General features: G+C 49.1%; 13 protein-coding genes. 5 read left to right on the top strand and 8 right to left on the bottom strand.

The window, feature by feature from the left end; all coding sequences use genetic code 11:
• Positions 1-11: 11 nt before the first annotated feature.
• The 3 genes from I2G61_RS08965 to I2G61_RS08955 all read left to right on the top strand — a co-directional run bounded on the left by I2G61_RS08965 (position 12) and on the right by I2G61_RS08955 (position 3,058).
• On the top strand, positions 12-908 hold the full coding sequence (locus I2G61_RS08965) for a DMT family transporter (RefSeq protein WP_195397198.1): 897 nt from the start codon (positions 12-14) through the stop codon (positions 906-908).
• A gap of 236 nt (positions 909-1,144) precedes the next feature.
• Complete coding sequence (locus I2G61_RS08960) at positions 1,145-2,197, top strand: LCP family protein (RefSeq protein ID WP_195397196.1); 1,053 nt, start codon at positions 1,145-1,147, stop codon at positions 2,195-2,197.
• A gap of 141 nt (positions 2,198-2,338) precedes the next feature.
• Entirely contained in the window at positions 2,339-3,058 is a 720-nt protein-coding gene (locus I2G61_RS08955) for a DUF554 domain-containing protein (protein ID WP_229056880.1), read from the top strand.
• A 239-nt stretch (positions 3,059-3,297) separates the two neighbouring features.
• Here the strand turns inward: I2G61_RS08955 and I2G61_RS08950 are convergent, their stop codons facing one another.
• Together I2G61_RS08950 and I2G61_RS08945 are read right to left on the bottom strand one after the other, a co-directional pair.
• Positions 3,298-4,668, bottom strand: a complete 1,371-nt coding sequence (locus I2G61_RS08950; protein WP_195397195.1) for an MATE family efflux transporter — start codon at positions 4,666-4,668, stop codon at positions 3,298-3,300.
• 26 nt (positions 4,669-4,694) lie between these two features.
• On the bottom strand, positions 4,695-5,018 hold the full coding sequence (locus tag I2G61_RS08945; RefSeq protein WP_195548189.1) for a hypothetical protein: 324 nt from the start codon (positions 5,016-5,018) through the stop codon (positions 4,695-4,697).
• A 257-nt stretch (positions 5,019-5,275) separates the two neighbouring features.
• Here I2G61_RS08945 and I2G61_RS08940 point away from each other — a divergent pair, with 257 nt between their 5' ends.
• Positions 5,276-7,051 carry an LTA synthase family protein gene (locus I2G61_RS08940; RefSeq protein ID WP_195548188.1) on the top strand — a complete coding sequence of 592 codons (1,776 nt, stop codon included), beginning with the start codon at positions 5,276-5,278 and terminating at the stop codon, positions 7,049-7,051.
• Positions 7,052-7,610: 559 nt separating this feature from the next.
• Here I2G61_RS08940 and pbp4b read toward each other — a convergent pair.
• The 3 genes from pbp4b to I2G61_RS08925 form a co-directional block, all read right to left on the bottom strand.
• Complete coding sequence (pbp4b, locus tag I2G61_RS08935) at positions 7,611-9,563, bottom strand: penicillin binding protein PBP4B (RefSeq protein ID WP_159432817.1); 1,953 nt, start codon at positions 9,561-9,563, stop codon at positions 7,611-7,613.
• Positions 9,564-9,953: 390 nt separating this feature from the next.
• Complete coding sequence (locus I2G61_RS08930; RefSeq protein ID WP_072685268.1) at positions 9,954-10,613, bottom strand: HAD family phosphatase; 660 nt, start codon at positions 10,611-10,613, stop codon at positions 9,954-9,956.
• Between the two features lie 56 nt (positions 10,614-10,669).
• Positions 10,670-10,882 (bottom strand): thermostable hemolysin delta-VPH, encoded by a 213-nt coding sequence (locus tag I2G61_RS08925; protein ID WP_072685267.1) that lies wholly within the window; start codon positions 10,880-10,882, stop codon positions 10,670-10,672.
• A 165-nt stretch (positions 10,883-11,047) separates the two neighbouring features.
• Between I2G61_RS08925 and I2G61_RS08920 the strand changes: the two genes are divergently transcribed.
• Positions 11,048-11,659, top strand: a complete 612-nt coding sequence (locus tag I2G61_RS08920; RefSeq protein WP_072685266.1) for a hypothetical protein — start codon at positions 11,048-11,050, stop codon at positions 11,657-11,659.
• A gap of 89 nt (positions 11,660-11,748) precedes the next feature.
• Here I2G61_RS08920 and I2G61_RS16775 read toward each other — a convergent pair whose 3' ends face one another.
• The 3 genes from I2G61_RS16775 to I2G61_RS08905 all read right to left on the bottom strand — a co-directional run.
• Positions 11,749-12,795, bottom strand: coding sequence for a CPBP family intramembrane glutamic endopeptidase (locus I2G61_RS16775; RefSeq protein ID WP_072685265.1), 1,047 nt, complete (start codon positions 12,793-12,795; stop codon positions 11,749-11,751).
• A gap of 308 nt (positions 12,796-13,103) precedes the next feature.
• Positions 13,104-13,547: a hypothetical protein gene (locus tag I2G61_RS08910; RefSeq protein ID WP_195397189.1), complete on the bottom strand. Its 444-nt coding sequence runs from the start codon at positions 13,545-13,547 to the stop codon at positions 13,104-13,106.
• Positions 13,548-13,570: 23 nt separating this feature from the next.
• A partial coding sequence (locus I2G61_RS08905; protein ID WP_229100724.1) for a hypothetical protein occupies positions 13,571-13,890 on the bottom strand: 320 nt, incomplete at its 5' end.

Below are 13,890 nucleotides of genomic sequence, written 5' to 3'. Positions count from 1 at the left end.
AGGAATGCGTCATGAAAACGACAGGCATCGTTTTAACGATCCTCTCCGCTCTCTTGTTTGCCATCTCGCCGGTTTTCGTCAGTTGGACTTATGATTGGGGCAATAATCCGCTGACCATGGTCATGTTCCGTAATTTGTTTGTGCTTCCGGTTTTGTTCGTTCTGATGCGACGCAGCCGGGTTTCGGTTAAGCTGCCGCGGGATCAGTTTCTCGCCCTGTTGTTCGTCGCAACAATGGGATCCTGTCTTACGCCGCTGCTTTTATACAGCAGTTATTCCTATATCGGCGTCGGCGCCGGCACCACGCTGCATTTTTTCTACCCGCTGTTCGTCGCTTTGTTCTGCCGCTTTTTCTATCACGAGAAATTGGGCAAAATTAAAGTTCTGGCGTTAATCCTGGCCTTGACCGGCACCTTGTTTTTCATGGACTTCGGCAATCTGAAAAACCTGACGGGCGTCGCGATAGCGCTGGCTTCAGGAATGACCTATGCATTTTATCTGGTCTTGCTGGAAAAGAAAGGATTATCCCGGATGAATCCATTTCTTTGTTCATTCTGGCTGGCTTTGTTTGCGGCCGCCGATCTCTTTCTCGTCGGAACGTTTACCGATGGTCTGCATTATCAACAGCCGGTCATTTCCTATCTGACGATGATTGTGATCGCCATGATGACCTCGTTTCTGGCGGTGGTCCTGCTTCAAAAAGGTATTGAAGCTCTGGGTTCCTCAACCGCTTCGATTTTCTGCCTGTTTGAACCGATCGGCAGCGTGATCTGCGGCGCATTGTTATTGCACGAAGAATTAACGACGGCGAAGATCCTCGGCTGCCTGATCATTATTCTGGCAGTGATTTTATACATTCTTGCCGGAAAGAAAAAACCAGATTCACAAACCAAAAGATTAAAATCATAACTCCAGTTAATTTTGCCCCTTCGTCATCCGGCTTCATCCCGATCGCTGCCTGCGGATTTAACCTGTTATTCAAAAAATCTGTGCGGTTATCCCTGCGTTTCATTCCTGTTTATTATTTTCAGGGATGAGTTGAATTATATTTACAAAATAGCTGCTGAGATGTTCCTGCGTCGCCGGTTTTCTGCTTTTATCATTTCGCTTTGGCTTCAAACTGGTATAATGAAAAAGATAAAGGAATGAACTCGTTTATTATCGCAGAGGTGAAGGAATTGAAAAAAGGGGTAAAAACAGGATGCATTGTCATCGCCGTCATCCTGTTGACCGGCGGCTGCGGCTATGGCGCGGCCAACTGGGCGATGGATGCGATGCTTAACAAAATGGAACATGGCGAAACCATCGAGAGCGAAACGGCGGCGATCGCGCCGGAAGTCAGCGAAGCGGTGAAAGAACGGAAGCTGGTGAATATCGCTTTGTTTGGCGCGGATAACAGCCAGGGGCCGACGGGCACCGACGAGGACCGCAGCGACGCGATGAAAATTGTATCGCTTGATTTTGATAACAAAAAATTAAAAATTACGTCCGTGGAACGGGATGTCGTCGTCTGGATTCCCGGCGATCATCAAAAATACGGACATTTCAACTGGGCTTACTGGTTCGGCGGCGCAACGCTGGCCGTTCAGACCCTGAATTACAACTTGGACCTGGACATCACGCAGTATGTGACATTCAGTTTTAACGCGGTGGAAAGGCTTGTCGATCTGATCGGCGGCGTCGACATTGATCTGACGGCCAGGGAAGTCGGGGCGCTGACAGGAAAAACGAAGCACAGCGTGCAGACGGGAACCAATACGCTCAATGGCTACGACGCGATGATGTACTGCCGGCAGCGCTACATCGACAGTGATTTCGTGCGGATGGACCGCCAGAACAACGTGATTAACGCGATCATCGCCAAACTGAAGCATAAGAATATTCTGGAATTGATGGAGATCGTCAACGACATGCTTCCCTATATCACGACGAACCTGACGAATTCCGAGATCAAAAAATATCTCGTTTCATTGTTGAGCTTCGATCTGACCAGAATTGAAACGTATAAAGAACCGAGCGGCGAATATGACGATATCATGCGCTGTCCGGGACTGGGTGGTTATCTGGTGCGCAGTTACAGTGATATGGTGCGTCATCTGCATGCGAATATTTACGGTGATACGGATTATCAGCCAAGTCAGACCGTCATGAACAATGAAGAAAAAATCTATAAAACTTATGGGGAATTCAAGAAATAGGTGCGGGAATGCGATAGACTGCGGTTTTCTTCACTATCTCAGCGATGGAATTCCACTGTTTCTCACTGCGCCGATTAAAGCCTCTGAGCGCAACGTGCGAGGGAAAACAAGAAGCCGGTAAACAGAGAGAGAGGGATAACATTGATACCAGGTTTAGGGACATTGATAAACGGATTGGCGGTCATCGGCGGCGGGCTGCTGGGTCTGATCTTCCGTAAAGGTCTGCCGCAGCGGTTTCAGGACACGTTAATGCAGGCGCTGGGCTTATCTTCGATCTTTATCGGAATTTCCGGAGCCCTGGAAAAAATGTTGGTGATTCAAAATAGTGTTGTCAGCGTACAGGGCACAATGTTGGCGGTGATCAGCCTGGCTGCCGGCGCGCTGGTGGGCGAAGGAATTAACCTTGAATTCCGGTTTGAGCAATTCGGAAGCTGGCTGAAAAAGAAAACCGGCAGCGATCAGGACGATCAGTTCATGGAGGCGTTCCTCACCGCTTCGCTGACGATCTGCGTCGGAGCGATGGCGATTGTCGGCGCGCTGCAGGACGGCTTGTCCGCCGACCCGTCGTTGTTAATCACTAAAGCGGTGCTGGATTGTCTGATCATCATGATCTTTACTTCGGCTTTGGGTAAAGGCGCGGTCTTTTCCGTCATTCCGCTCGTTTTGTTCCAAGGCTCGATCACTTTCCTGGCGCGGCTGATCGCCCCGGTGCTGACGGATGGGATGATCGCCAATCTGGCCATGACCGGTTCCATGTTAATCTTCTGCGTCGGCGTCAATCTGATGTTTAACACTAAAATTCGGGTCGCCAATCTGCTTCCTGCCTTACTGATCGCGCTCTTATTGACGCCATTATTTTAATCAATATGATTAAACGATTTTTTCCCTGTTAAAACGAAATAAAAAGCATATCTGTCCTGATGCCCCCGCGGCAATTTTGCGTCCCGCTTGTTCCGGGAGCGCTTATTCGCGGCAGGAAGAGATGCTTTTTTTAACTCCTTTATTTCTTTGATTCGTTGTTCAAATTCATTGATTATTTTCCGTCAATCTGTTCCTCACAATCCAGTATCACGCGTCTGCCTTGCTTTATTATAGAAAGATTACGCCTGCTCAGCCTGAATTCTTTCTGACGAACTGTCCGTTAAGTTTTTCAGCCAGTTGCCTTTTTTCAGAAAAACCGTAGCCAGGCAAACTTTGACTAAACCCGCGCCTTCGACGATGCAGTAAGCGGGAAACAACGAAACCCGGAATACCCGCGCGACAAGAAAGCTCAGCAGCACCGGGCCAAACCAGGTAAACAGGCCGTCGATGATCAGCACCGACTTCGTGTCGCCGCCCGCCCGCAGAATATAATAAACCGTGTTCGCGTAGCCCTGCGTCCAGGCCAGAAATGCCTTCGCCAGAATTAAAACCGCCGCCATCGAAACATTCGCCGGACTCAGCGAGAACCAGACCGGCGCCCAGCGATGGATCGCCACTAAAATCAGACCTCCTGCCAGATACACCGTCAGCGCAAAGCCGATCATTTTCTTTGCATCCTGCTTTGCCTGGTCCAGCTTCCCTGAACCTAACGCCTGACCGATGATCACCCCGACCGCCACCGAACAGCCGCTGAAGGCAACGTAGACCAGATTGCTGATGTTGTCGACCACCGTGATCGCCGGAATGTACTGTTCCGCGATAAAGCTGTAATTAATAAAGATCATGTTCAGCCCCAGCGACCAGATCAATTCGTTTCCCATCAGCGGCAGCGCCTTGCGGATAACCGTCCAACGCATCGAAGAGGGCAGATTATTTTTTAACCGCAGCTTCAGCGTTGGCAGATATTTGCGGGAGGCATAGAACAAATAAGCCGCTTCCAAAAACCGCGCGATCATCGTTGCGGCCGCTGCGCCGATCACTCCCCAGCGCGGAAAGTGGAATAAACCATAAATCAGCAGCGCGTTTAACACAATGTTGACCAGGCAGGAAATTACGCCGGACACCATCGGAATCGCCGGCCGGCCCATGACGCGGCACGCCACGCTGATCATCGACGTGCAGGCAAACGGCAGCAGCGTCCACAGCAGCACGCCTAAATACGCTTCCGCATCCGCCAGCACCAGCGGATTCTGAACAAATAAACCGAGAATCGGCTGCGGGAAAATGACCAGAATTCCGGTCACCAGAATCCCCATCACACAGCACAAGCCAAGTCCAAAATTATACAGATCGGTAATCTGATCCTCCTGCCGCGCCCCCATGTATTGCGAGATGAAGATTCCGATCCCATTGCTTAATCCGAATAAAATCAGCTGATAAACAAAAAAGACTTTGTTGACGATCGCGACCGCGCTGATCGCATTCTCCCCGATCCCGCCGATCATCATCGTATCGCACAGGTTCAGCATATTCGTTAAAAGCTGCTGGATCATGACCGGCAGCGAGAGTAAAATTACCCGTTTTAAAAACGCCCAGTTTTCCCGCTTCATCCTGAATTCCCCCTTATTCAAGCTGGTTATGAAAGATATTGTAAGGCGAAATGACAATGAATGCAAGACGGCGGGAAACGTCCGCAGAGAATGGACGCTGTATTTTCGGGATCAATGTTGCAGCTTTCCAGAGAGGATCGCTGCCTTGCATCGTTGCCTGAACTCAATTTTTCCCTCTGATTGACAAACTCATTGAAGCCCGCCATATCCCAGAGAGCAGGCACGATAAGAAGGGTGTCCGGCTTGTTGTCAAGCTTCGCTTTTTTCCGCTTTCCCGAATTTGCTTCCCTATCTCCGCAAATCCTGCGGCAGTTAAACTCGCCGATTGATTCTGATCGCTGTTTAACCATTTCATATTTCCTTGTTCTCGGCCGCTATCGCTTGCTGAATTCAGCGGTTTTCCCCCCTACGCCAATCGCAAGCAGCCTTTTAAATATGGGAATTTTTAGTGAATTCCCAGGGCTTTCTTGATCTTTCCGGGGAACTCGTTTAAAATAAGCCAAGTTGTTCGTTCTGTGAAAGCGAACATGAAAGGGGGATAAACACCTTGAACCACGTGTTAAAAAATATAAATAAGCATCGGCTTCGGATCGGAGGCTTGTGCTTGATGAGCGCGACGCCCTTTACCGCCGTCTTTCTGATGCAGTATGTCTACTGCGGCGATCCGTGGCAAATTTCCGCGTCCGCCTTTCTGGCCAACGCGATCTGCGTCGGCGTGCTTTATTATCTGCTTTGCGCCCTGATCCGCAAACCGGCCGCCGCCAGCGTTATGATCCACACGGCCTGCGCGCTTTTAGGCGCGATCAATTATTTCGTCTCCGTCTTCCGCGGCACGCCGGTTCTGCCCTGGGACCTGACGGCGCTGAACACGGCGCTGGCCGTCTCTTCCACCTATGATTTTACGCCGACCGGGCCCATGATCATCGCTGCGGTAGTTTTGATCGGAGCGTTGATCGTTCTCCTTCATTTCCGCAGGTTTGACGTACTGCCCCATGCGCTCTGCCGACGCTTTCCCCTGCCGCTGCGGCTTCTCTGCCTGACGCTGGCGCTGCTTTGCGCGGTCTTCACCTCTCCGAAAAACCTGGCCCGCTTCAACGTTCAGACAGATGTCTGGGATCAGCGCGGCGCTTATCAGAAAAGCGGAATCCTCGCTACCTTCCTGCGCAATACCGAATTCATGAACGTCGAAGTTCCTTCCGATACCTCCAGAGAAAAGCTGGATCAGATCTTAAGCTCCGTCTTTGCAAAGGCGCCGGCACTGACTTTGAATCAGAAACCGCATATCATCGCAATCATGAATGAATCGTGGGCGGATTTTGAAGAATTCGGCAATCTTCAGCTCAGCGAAAGCGTCATCGACGGTATTGCCAAGCTGGATAACGCCCGGTTCTCCCACGCCTATGCTTCCGTTTTCGGCGCGGGTACCAGCGCCAGTGAATTTGAGTTTCTCACCGGAAATTCGATGGCCTTTTTGCCCTCTGGAAGCATCCCTTATCAACAATATATTTTAAAGGATTCCTTTTCTCTGGCTTCCCAGCTGAAACAGCTCGGCTATCAAACGGCGGCGTTTCATCCGGGCGAGCGGAGTTCCTGGCAGCGGGATCAGGCTTATCCGCGGCTGGGCTTCGACTCGTTTAAAAGCGCAGATGAACTGGACGTTCCGATCATCACAGAACATGGCTATGTCAGCGATGAAACAGATTTTGATCAGATTGTGTGGGACTATGAACATCGCGATCCCGACAAACCGTTATTTCTGTTTAACGTCACCATTCAGAATCATGGCGCGTACACTGTCAAGGACTATCCGGCGGAAATTCGCCTGATGGATCAGCCGGGCGTTTATCCGATGGCCGAACAGTATCTGACGCTCGTTCACAAAACAGAAGACCAGTTTCTGCGGCTGACTGAATATTTCAGCCAACAGGATGAACCGGTGCTGATTCTGATGTTCGGCGATCACCAGCCTTCCGTGGAACCGGCATTTCTGGACAAAGCTTATGGCGTGGAAGACGGCACATTATCCATGGAAGAGTATATGAACAAATTTCGAGTTCCGTTTGTCCTCTGGGCTAATTACCCCCTGCCGGAAACAGCGCTGCCGGAAATCAGTCTTAATTTTCTGTCGTCGCTTCTGTTAAACTATGCCGGATTGGAACCGGATGCTTATGGTCAGTATTTACAGACTCTGCGCACATCGCTGCCGGTCGTTACCTTTGCGGGCTATATGGATTCGCAGGGAAATGCGTACAGTCATTGGGAATCTACGGATTTCACCGCTGTCCTTGAGGATTATCAGACCCTGCAATATGAGCGGCTGTTTGGCAGCGGTTATTTTCAGGATCAATTAACGGAAAAGGCCGAAACTTTATCCCATCCCTGATCCGGATCTTGGAAACCGACGGACAGAGAATAAGATTTTCGCTCAAAGATTTCCGTTTTATCTCTAATGCTGCTTACGAAAACAGCGGATTGCCTGACGGTGTACATAACGCCCGGGCAGTCCGCTTTTTATCTCTCATTTTCCTGTTTCTGATGAAGAAACAGGTAAATAGGGGAAGGGGAATGGCTGAAAAATGATTACCGCACGATGGAGCGAAGAGGCGAGTTAGAGCGGGTTCAATGAAGACTTCAATTTTTCATCTGCACAAAAGCAAAAAGAAGCGAAATTCAATCCGCTCCTTTTCCCGTGTTCTTTCTTAAACTTGAGGAAAGATAAAAAGACAGGGGTACGAAGTTTTGATAACGCTTCATACCCCCTGCTTCTTTGCATGAAAATTTCAGGTCTGCCCTAAGCTGAGGAAGAACCTTTTCCTGATCCTGATTCTTTTTTGGCAAGCTCTGCCCTTTCAGCACCCTGCGCCTGAAAGCAGGCTCCCTGCCGCAGATTTCTGCATTCCAACAGTTTGCGTGAAATCCTGATTTTGATGAATCGAGATTGTTTATTTCACCGCAGCCAGCCGTTCGTTCAGCGCCGTTTTCGCCGCTTCATCGCTCAGTTTTTCAACCAGCCGTTCGGCCTGACTCTTCACGGCGGCCGAGCCGGTCTTTTCCACACGGCTGACCAGCAGATCCATCAAGGCTTGCAGCGATTGTTCGTCCGCCGCGTTCTGATAGCCTTCGTCAGTTTCGATCAATGTCAGCTTGTTCGCAACCATCTGCGCCAACAGGGAATCGATGCTGTCCATGGATGTCGGATTCAGTGCGTCATAAGCAAGCGTCGCCACACCGCCCAGGGTTCCGCCGATGAAATGGTTGCCATAGAAATAATTCGGATTGACCGTCGGATCGACAACCGGACTGTTGATCTTGTTGGACAGCCAGATGACGATCATATCATTTTCCGGGTCGATTAAACTCAGTGTACCTGTCCAACCGGTATGACCATACGTTGAAGCTCCGGCCTGTGGTCCGAAATACCAGCTGTAACCATGATCGCCCATGCGCCGCCAGCCTAATCCATAGGTCTGGCTTGTGAACTTCGGCTTGGTGAATTGATCAATCGTCTGTTTCGAGAACAGCTTGACATCGCCATAACCGCCCTGGTTCAGCATGACCTGCGCTAAGCGCGCCAGATCCTGCGCGTCGGCAAACAGACCGGCATGACCGGAAACACCGTTCATCGCATAGAAAGCTTTTTCATCATGGACTTCGCCCTGAATCGTATCGGTACGGTTAACCGTAAACGAAATCGCGCCGTCGCGGGAATTGCCGTTCAGCTCGGTTGCCGCGCACTGGTCTTTTTCAAATCCCTTCTGCAGCGGATTGAAGACGATGTGATCGAGGCCCAGCGGCTTGTAGATATTTTCTTCGACAAAGACATCGAGATCCATGCCGGTAACCTGTTCGACGATCAGTCCCAGAAGCATGTAGTCGACATCAGAGTATACGGTCTTGCTTCCCGGCTCATACTGCAGCGGAGTCTTCAGTATCATTTCCCTGGTCGTGGCTTTTTCCACTGAATACAGATCGTTGACGCCGTTGACAATTCCATCATCCTTGTCGTAGGTATCGTTATGATACTGCGGATCGGCCGGGAATCCGGCCTGATGTTCCAGAATGTTCTGGAGAGTCATCGTGTCCTTGCCCCGGATGGCAGCGCCTGCTTCATCCTTGAATTCCGGGAAATAGCTTTGAATCGTATCGGTAATGTTGACCTTGCCTTCGCTGACCAGCATTTGCAGCGCATAGTTGGTCGCGTACATTTTGGTGTTGGACGCTAAATCATATAAGGTTTCCGGAGTGCTTGGCACCGGATTTTCAATCCGCGTTCCATCCTGATTGTAGGAATTGGCATAGCCGTAAGCCGTGTTTTTGATCATCTTTCCGTCTTTGATGATGACCAGCTGACCACCCGGGAATCCATATTCCACTTCCTTGTTCAGCAGATCGTCAATAAAGCTGAGCTTCTCGCTGCTGAAGCCGACTTCCTCCGGTGTCCCTTCGATCACCGTCGGATAGTCAACTTTAATATTGACGCTTGCGGTTTCCGGAAGAATGTTGGTTACCTGAATCGTGTTGATCTCGTTGGTTGCCAGAGCCGAGAAATCGACCGTGAAGGCTTTCCCCGCAAATTCGCTGTGATCGACGGCTGTTCCGTTGATGAACAGATCGAAGCTTTCCGCTCCCTTCGGCGTCACGGAAACCTGGCCTTGTCCGGCATACGTTTTGATTGTTGTCAGATTGTTCATCGCCAGCGTGTCGTCCAATCCCTCCAGCGGATAGGTGACATCTGCCTGAACGCCTTTAACGCTGACGCCTTCGCTCAGCGTAACGCCGCGCGTTTCATTCGTCTGCGCCGAAGGCTGGCCGGCGGATGACGAGTTGTTTGCGCTGCAGCCTGCCGCCGTGGTGGCTAACACGGCAGCCAGGACTAAAATCATCAGTTTTTTCATCCTTGTTCCTCTCTTTCGACGATCTCTTTCCAGAGATTTCCTTTTCGACTCTTCCATCATAGCAGGATCTGGTCAGACCAGTCAAGAGAAAATGTGAAGCGCTTACAAACTTGTTTTTTCACAAATAAAAATCTGTCCAGAAGCATCGCCCGGAACAGATTTCAGTTTTTTTTGATGATTTTTCAAAATCCACAGCCCTTCACGGCTGACGCCTATGAGTCAGGATCAAACGTAATATTCAAGCTTTACGCTTGGATTTAAGACTCATTATGCCTGGTTGTGACTTGAATTCCAGATAAACTTCGAAAGGGATAGAAATAAAATCAGGAATCATGCGGCTATCAGGATCTGTTGGCGATCGCCTTGACTTCCTGATTTGTTTTTGCCGATTCAGCCCAGCTGAGCCAGAATTGCCAGTATTTCCGGCAGTTGTTTTACAAAATAATGGGCTTTCGACTGATCCATCGGGAATCGTTCGCCCTGCCGGGCAATTACCGTCATTCCTGCCGAGACGCCCGCCTGGATCCCATACGGCGAATCCTCCACAACGACGCATTGCCGCGGATCCAATTTCAATTTCTCCGCCGTGAACAGATAGATTTCCGGATTCGGCTTCGATTCTTTAAACATTCCGCCGGAGGTGACCAGTTCAAAATAAGGATACAGACCGGTGTCCGACAACATCTTCTCAATCATGGCAAACGAACTGGAAGACGCCAGCGCCAGTTTCTTTCCCTGCGCCTTCAACGCTTTCAACGTCTCTTCCACTCCCGGAAACAACAGCGCCTGATAATCTTCAATTCGCTGCGCATGGCGATATTCCCGCATCCCGACCATGAATTCGTCATACGGCTGCGGCAGTTCAATGCCTTCCAGAATTTTCGGCCACAGGTTCATCTTGCCATTCGCGCCGACCAGCAGATTTAATCGCTGCGGCGGCAGATCCACCTTCATCGCTCTGAAATATTCCATCAGTCTATCCTGATAATACTGTTCCGAATCGATCAGAACCCCGTCCATATCGAACACAACCGCTTTGATCTGCGTCATGTCATCACCCTCTCAATCGCTTCTAGTTTAGCGGATTTCCCAACCAGAGTAAAGGATTATTCCCCTTCCTTTATGGTCTTGTTATGAATTTCGTCGATCAATTCAAAATAATCTGCCCAGCGCTCTTCACGGATTGGCATCGGCGGTTCGTTGTCAAAGTAGAGCACCAGCGCCGGAGCAATCTGATTCCATCGCTCGACCAGTTCAAAATGGGTGCAATGTCCCTGACGGATCAGACGCATCGCTTTGGCATGATAATTAAAGTACATTGCGCAAATCCTCCCTTATCCGCTATTCTTTCCTGAATTCTGCCGCTTATCCCTTTTGCCGCTACCCCAATTCCGGTCCCCGCCTTGTCCTGCGCCCTTTTCTATGGTAGAATTCCCGTTGTACAATCGCAATTTCATGCAAATTCACGCAGAGAGGAGCATTTTATGTTAGAAGAACGTTTTTTCACAGCCGGAAAAGCCCTGAAATTGATTTTCATCGGTCAGGTCATCGCGCTGTTCGTCAGTTTGCCCAATGTGGGAAATCTCATCAGCTTGATCGCCGGAATTACCATTTTAGTCGGTATTGTCAAAATCCGCAAAGCGGATGCTTTATATAACCGGGCTTTTATCATGGTTCTGTGCAGCTTGGGCTGCAGTCTGGTTCTGTCTATGGCGACAGTTTACTTTTCCAGCCTGTATGCCGATGGAAATCTCGGCGCGGCTCAAACCTTTATGATCGTGGCGCTGATCCTGTCTGTCGTCGCCGCCGTGTTTGGATTTCTTCAGAATTTCTTCATCATCAAGGGAACGACGAAATTCCTGGGTGAACTGCAGGAAGAAGCGCTGGTCAAGCATGGGGAAACAACCTGGAAATTGATGATTATCAGCTATGGGCTCAATATTCTGTTTTCCGTCTTACTGCTGTTTGTATCCGATTGGTCCAGCGTCCTGTCGCTTGTCAGCAACGTCGTGAATATGGCGATCACCTTCGTTTACATCCTGTTCTTATACCGCAGTGAAATCCGGCTGTTAGCGGACTCCAAAACGGCAGACTAAACCGGAATCAGATTACAAAGTTCAGATTTATTTAAAATAAACGCGTTCATCCTGTCAGTTCAGGGGTGAACGCGTTTTACTTCAGGCTTTTACCGGATCGGCGTTTCAGCCTGACTGATGTGGATGGATTCTGCGTTGGCCTTTTCCTCTGTATTCATTCCCGATGGCCTGAATTTTGTGTCGTCATTAACGAAAACCGGTTTTGCGACGGAATTCTCCTCAGTTTTCAACATGGCAATCATTTCCGGCAGCTGTTCTTTTGTCCGCCAATACCAGGCGCCAATCATGAATAACATGACCGCCGTTACGATCAACCCGCCTTCTGGTCCGAAGGTTCCGCCATTAAGCAGGGAATTGCCTTTCATATAGGTTGTCAGCAGACCGCTTTCCTGACCGCCGCTGACAGAAAAGCCGTAAATTGGTCCCTGGAAGAAATTCCAGAAAATATGAAAACCGATGGCCGAATACAGGTTGCCGCTGGAAAGTGTGATCAGCGACAGAAACAAGCCGATCAGAAAGAGATTGAGATAGGGAAGCCACCCGATCCCCTGATTCGCTGAGTGAAGCAGCGAAAAGATCAGGGAAGGCACCAAAATGATCAGCCCTGGATTGTGTGTCTGCCGCATAACGCCCTGAATATAGCCGCGGCAGATGATTTCTTCCGAATAGCCAATCAGAATATACAGGAAGAACATGATCAGCAGCGAAGGTGAGCCTTGGGGAATCCAAGTCAAAACCTGTGCGCTGTCCGTGACTATGAGAAGCAGAAAAACTAACGTCATGGAGCCAGCGCCCATCGCCAGTCCTTGTCTCATTGTCCTTCTCTGCTTCGCCAGCGGCGGAAGTCCCAGCGACGCCTTATCCTTTTTCAGCACCTTCGTCCATAACAGAATCGGAATCGTGATCATAACGATCGTCTGTAAGAACATCATGGAACTGTTGATGATCGCTGCTGTCTGAAAAGCCAGCGGCGTCGCGGCCGCAGTCGTCGGATCCAGATTCCCGGTTGTGGTCATGATAAACACAAATCCAAACTGAATGAGAAACATAAGAAGAAACAAAACGCCGAAAACCGTTCCCAGCATTCCTGCGATTTTCCAGCCGGAACGAAGTTCTCCATTTTTATTTTTAAACACAGTATCCCTTCTTTCCGGTTCATGATAGGAGTATATCATGATTCAATCCTGGCAACTCTTAAATCTTATTAAAGTTTTTGTGAAAAAACTATGTCTGCTTTAGTCCGGATATTTAAGATCTTATCGAAGAGCCTCTCATTCAGTTGAACTGTTGAACTGAACCAGACTGTGTTTTTTAACGGGGTATCAAAAATTGAATACCAACCCACATATCTAAACGGTATGTCCTCATGAATACGATACATCTTGCCTGCTTTACCGCTATTGTTTAAGTTATGAAATATAACGGTACAGACAAAATAAAATTTTTAAAGTATTTCTCCGATTTCTCTATAAGCTTCCGACTCTGGAAACTCGTTTAAATTGATTTTTCGCTCTCTTCTTTGGCTTACAATCTGACGAACCTGTTCTGCCAGATCTTCGGATGTCTTGATCATCTCATACCGCTCCGATAATATCAGCAACTCATCACCATTTAACTGTTGAAGCAAATCTGTTTCTTTTTCTCCGATCGAAATCTGGAAGCTCAACATCTGTCGAAGCATCATTCTTTGTCTTGCTTCCCCTTTACGTTCCCCTTGCTGTCTGCCTATGCGCTCCCCAATGCATTCCCCGATCTTCTTCCCTAACCGCTGCCCTTTTTCGTAAATCTTCTGTTCGTCAATTTCATCAAACCGTGTCCTCATCAATGCGATGTCCAAGCTTGTACTTCTCAAAAACTCCATCCGCTGTTCTTCTGTCATTCTGATCATTGGAATCACCTCTGAAGATAGTTTTAAACCGTGGCCGCCAGCTTAGACTGTGGGATGGCATTCGTCCTTTGATTCACAATCTGACGAACCTGTTCTGCCAGATCTTCGGATGTCTTGATCATCTCATACCGCTCCGATAATATCAGCAACTCATCACCATTTAACTGTTGAAGCAAATCTGTTTCTTTTTCTCCGATCGAAATCTGGAAGCTCAACATCTGTCGAAGCATCATTCTCTGCCCATTAAGCTCGCCAACGCGTTCCCCTTGCTGTCTGCCTATGCGCTCTCCAATGCATTCCCCGATCTTCTTCCCTAACCGCTGCCCTTTTTCATAAATCTTCT

This window comes from Holdemania sp. 1001095H_141210_F2 (genome assembly GCF_015558105.1).
In the GTDB taxonomy this organism is placed as follows: domain Bacteria; phylum Bacillota_I; class Bacilli_A; order Erysipelotrichales; family Erysipelotrichaceae; genus Holdemania.
Note: the sequence above shows the minus strand (reverse complement) of the source record. Positions and strands in the feature narration are given on the sequence as shown.

Coding starts and splice junctions, on each gene's coding strand:
- I2G61_RS08965 (WP_195397198.1), top strand. CDS start 12: ATGAAAACGACAGGCATCGTTTTAACGATCCTCTCCGCTCTCTTGTTT.
- I2G61_RS08960 (WP_195397196.1), top strand. CDS start 1,145: ATGAACTCGTTTATTATCGCAGAGGTGAAGGAATTGAAAAAAGGGGTA.
- I2G61_RS08950 (WP_195397195.1), bottom strand. CDS start 4,668: ATGAAGCGGGAAAACTGGGCGTTTTTAAAACGGGTAATTTTACTCTCG.
- I2G61_RS08945 (WP_195548189.1), bottom strand. CDS start 5,018: ATGGTTAAACAGCGATCAGAATCAATCGGCGAGTTTAACTGCCGCAGG.
- I2G61_RS08940 (WP_195548188.1), top strand. CDS start 5,276: ATGAGCGCGACGCCCTTTACCGCCGTCTTTCTGATGCAGTATGTCTAC.
- pbp4b (WP_159432817.1), bottom strand. CDS start 9,563: ATGAAAAAACTGATGATTTTAGTCCTGGCTGCCGTGTTAGCCACCACG.
- I2G61_RS08930 (WP_072685268.1), bottom strand. CDS start 10,613: ATGACGCAGATCAAAGCGGTTGTGTTCGATATGGACGGGGTTCTGATC.
- I2G61_RS08925 (WP_072685267.1), bottom strand. CDS start 10,882: ATGTACTTTAATTATCATGCCAAAGCGATGCGTCTGATCCGTCAGGGA.
- I2G61_RS08920 (WP_072685266.1), top strand. CDS start 11,048: ATGTTAGAAGAACGTTTTTTCACAGCCGGAAAAGCCCTGAAATTGATT.
- I2G61_RS08910 (WP_195397189.1), bottom strand. CDS start 13,547: ATGATCAGAATGACAGAAGAACAGCGGATGGAGTTTTTGAGAAGTACA.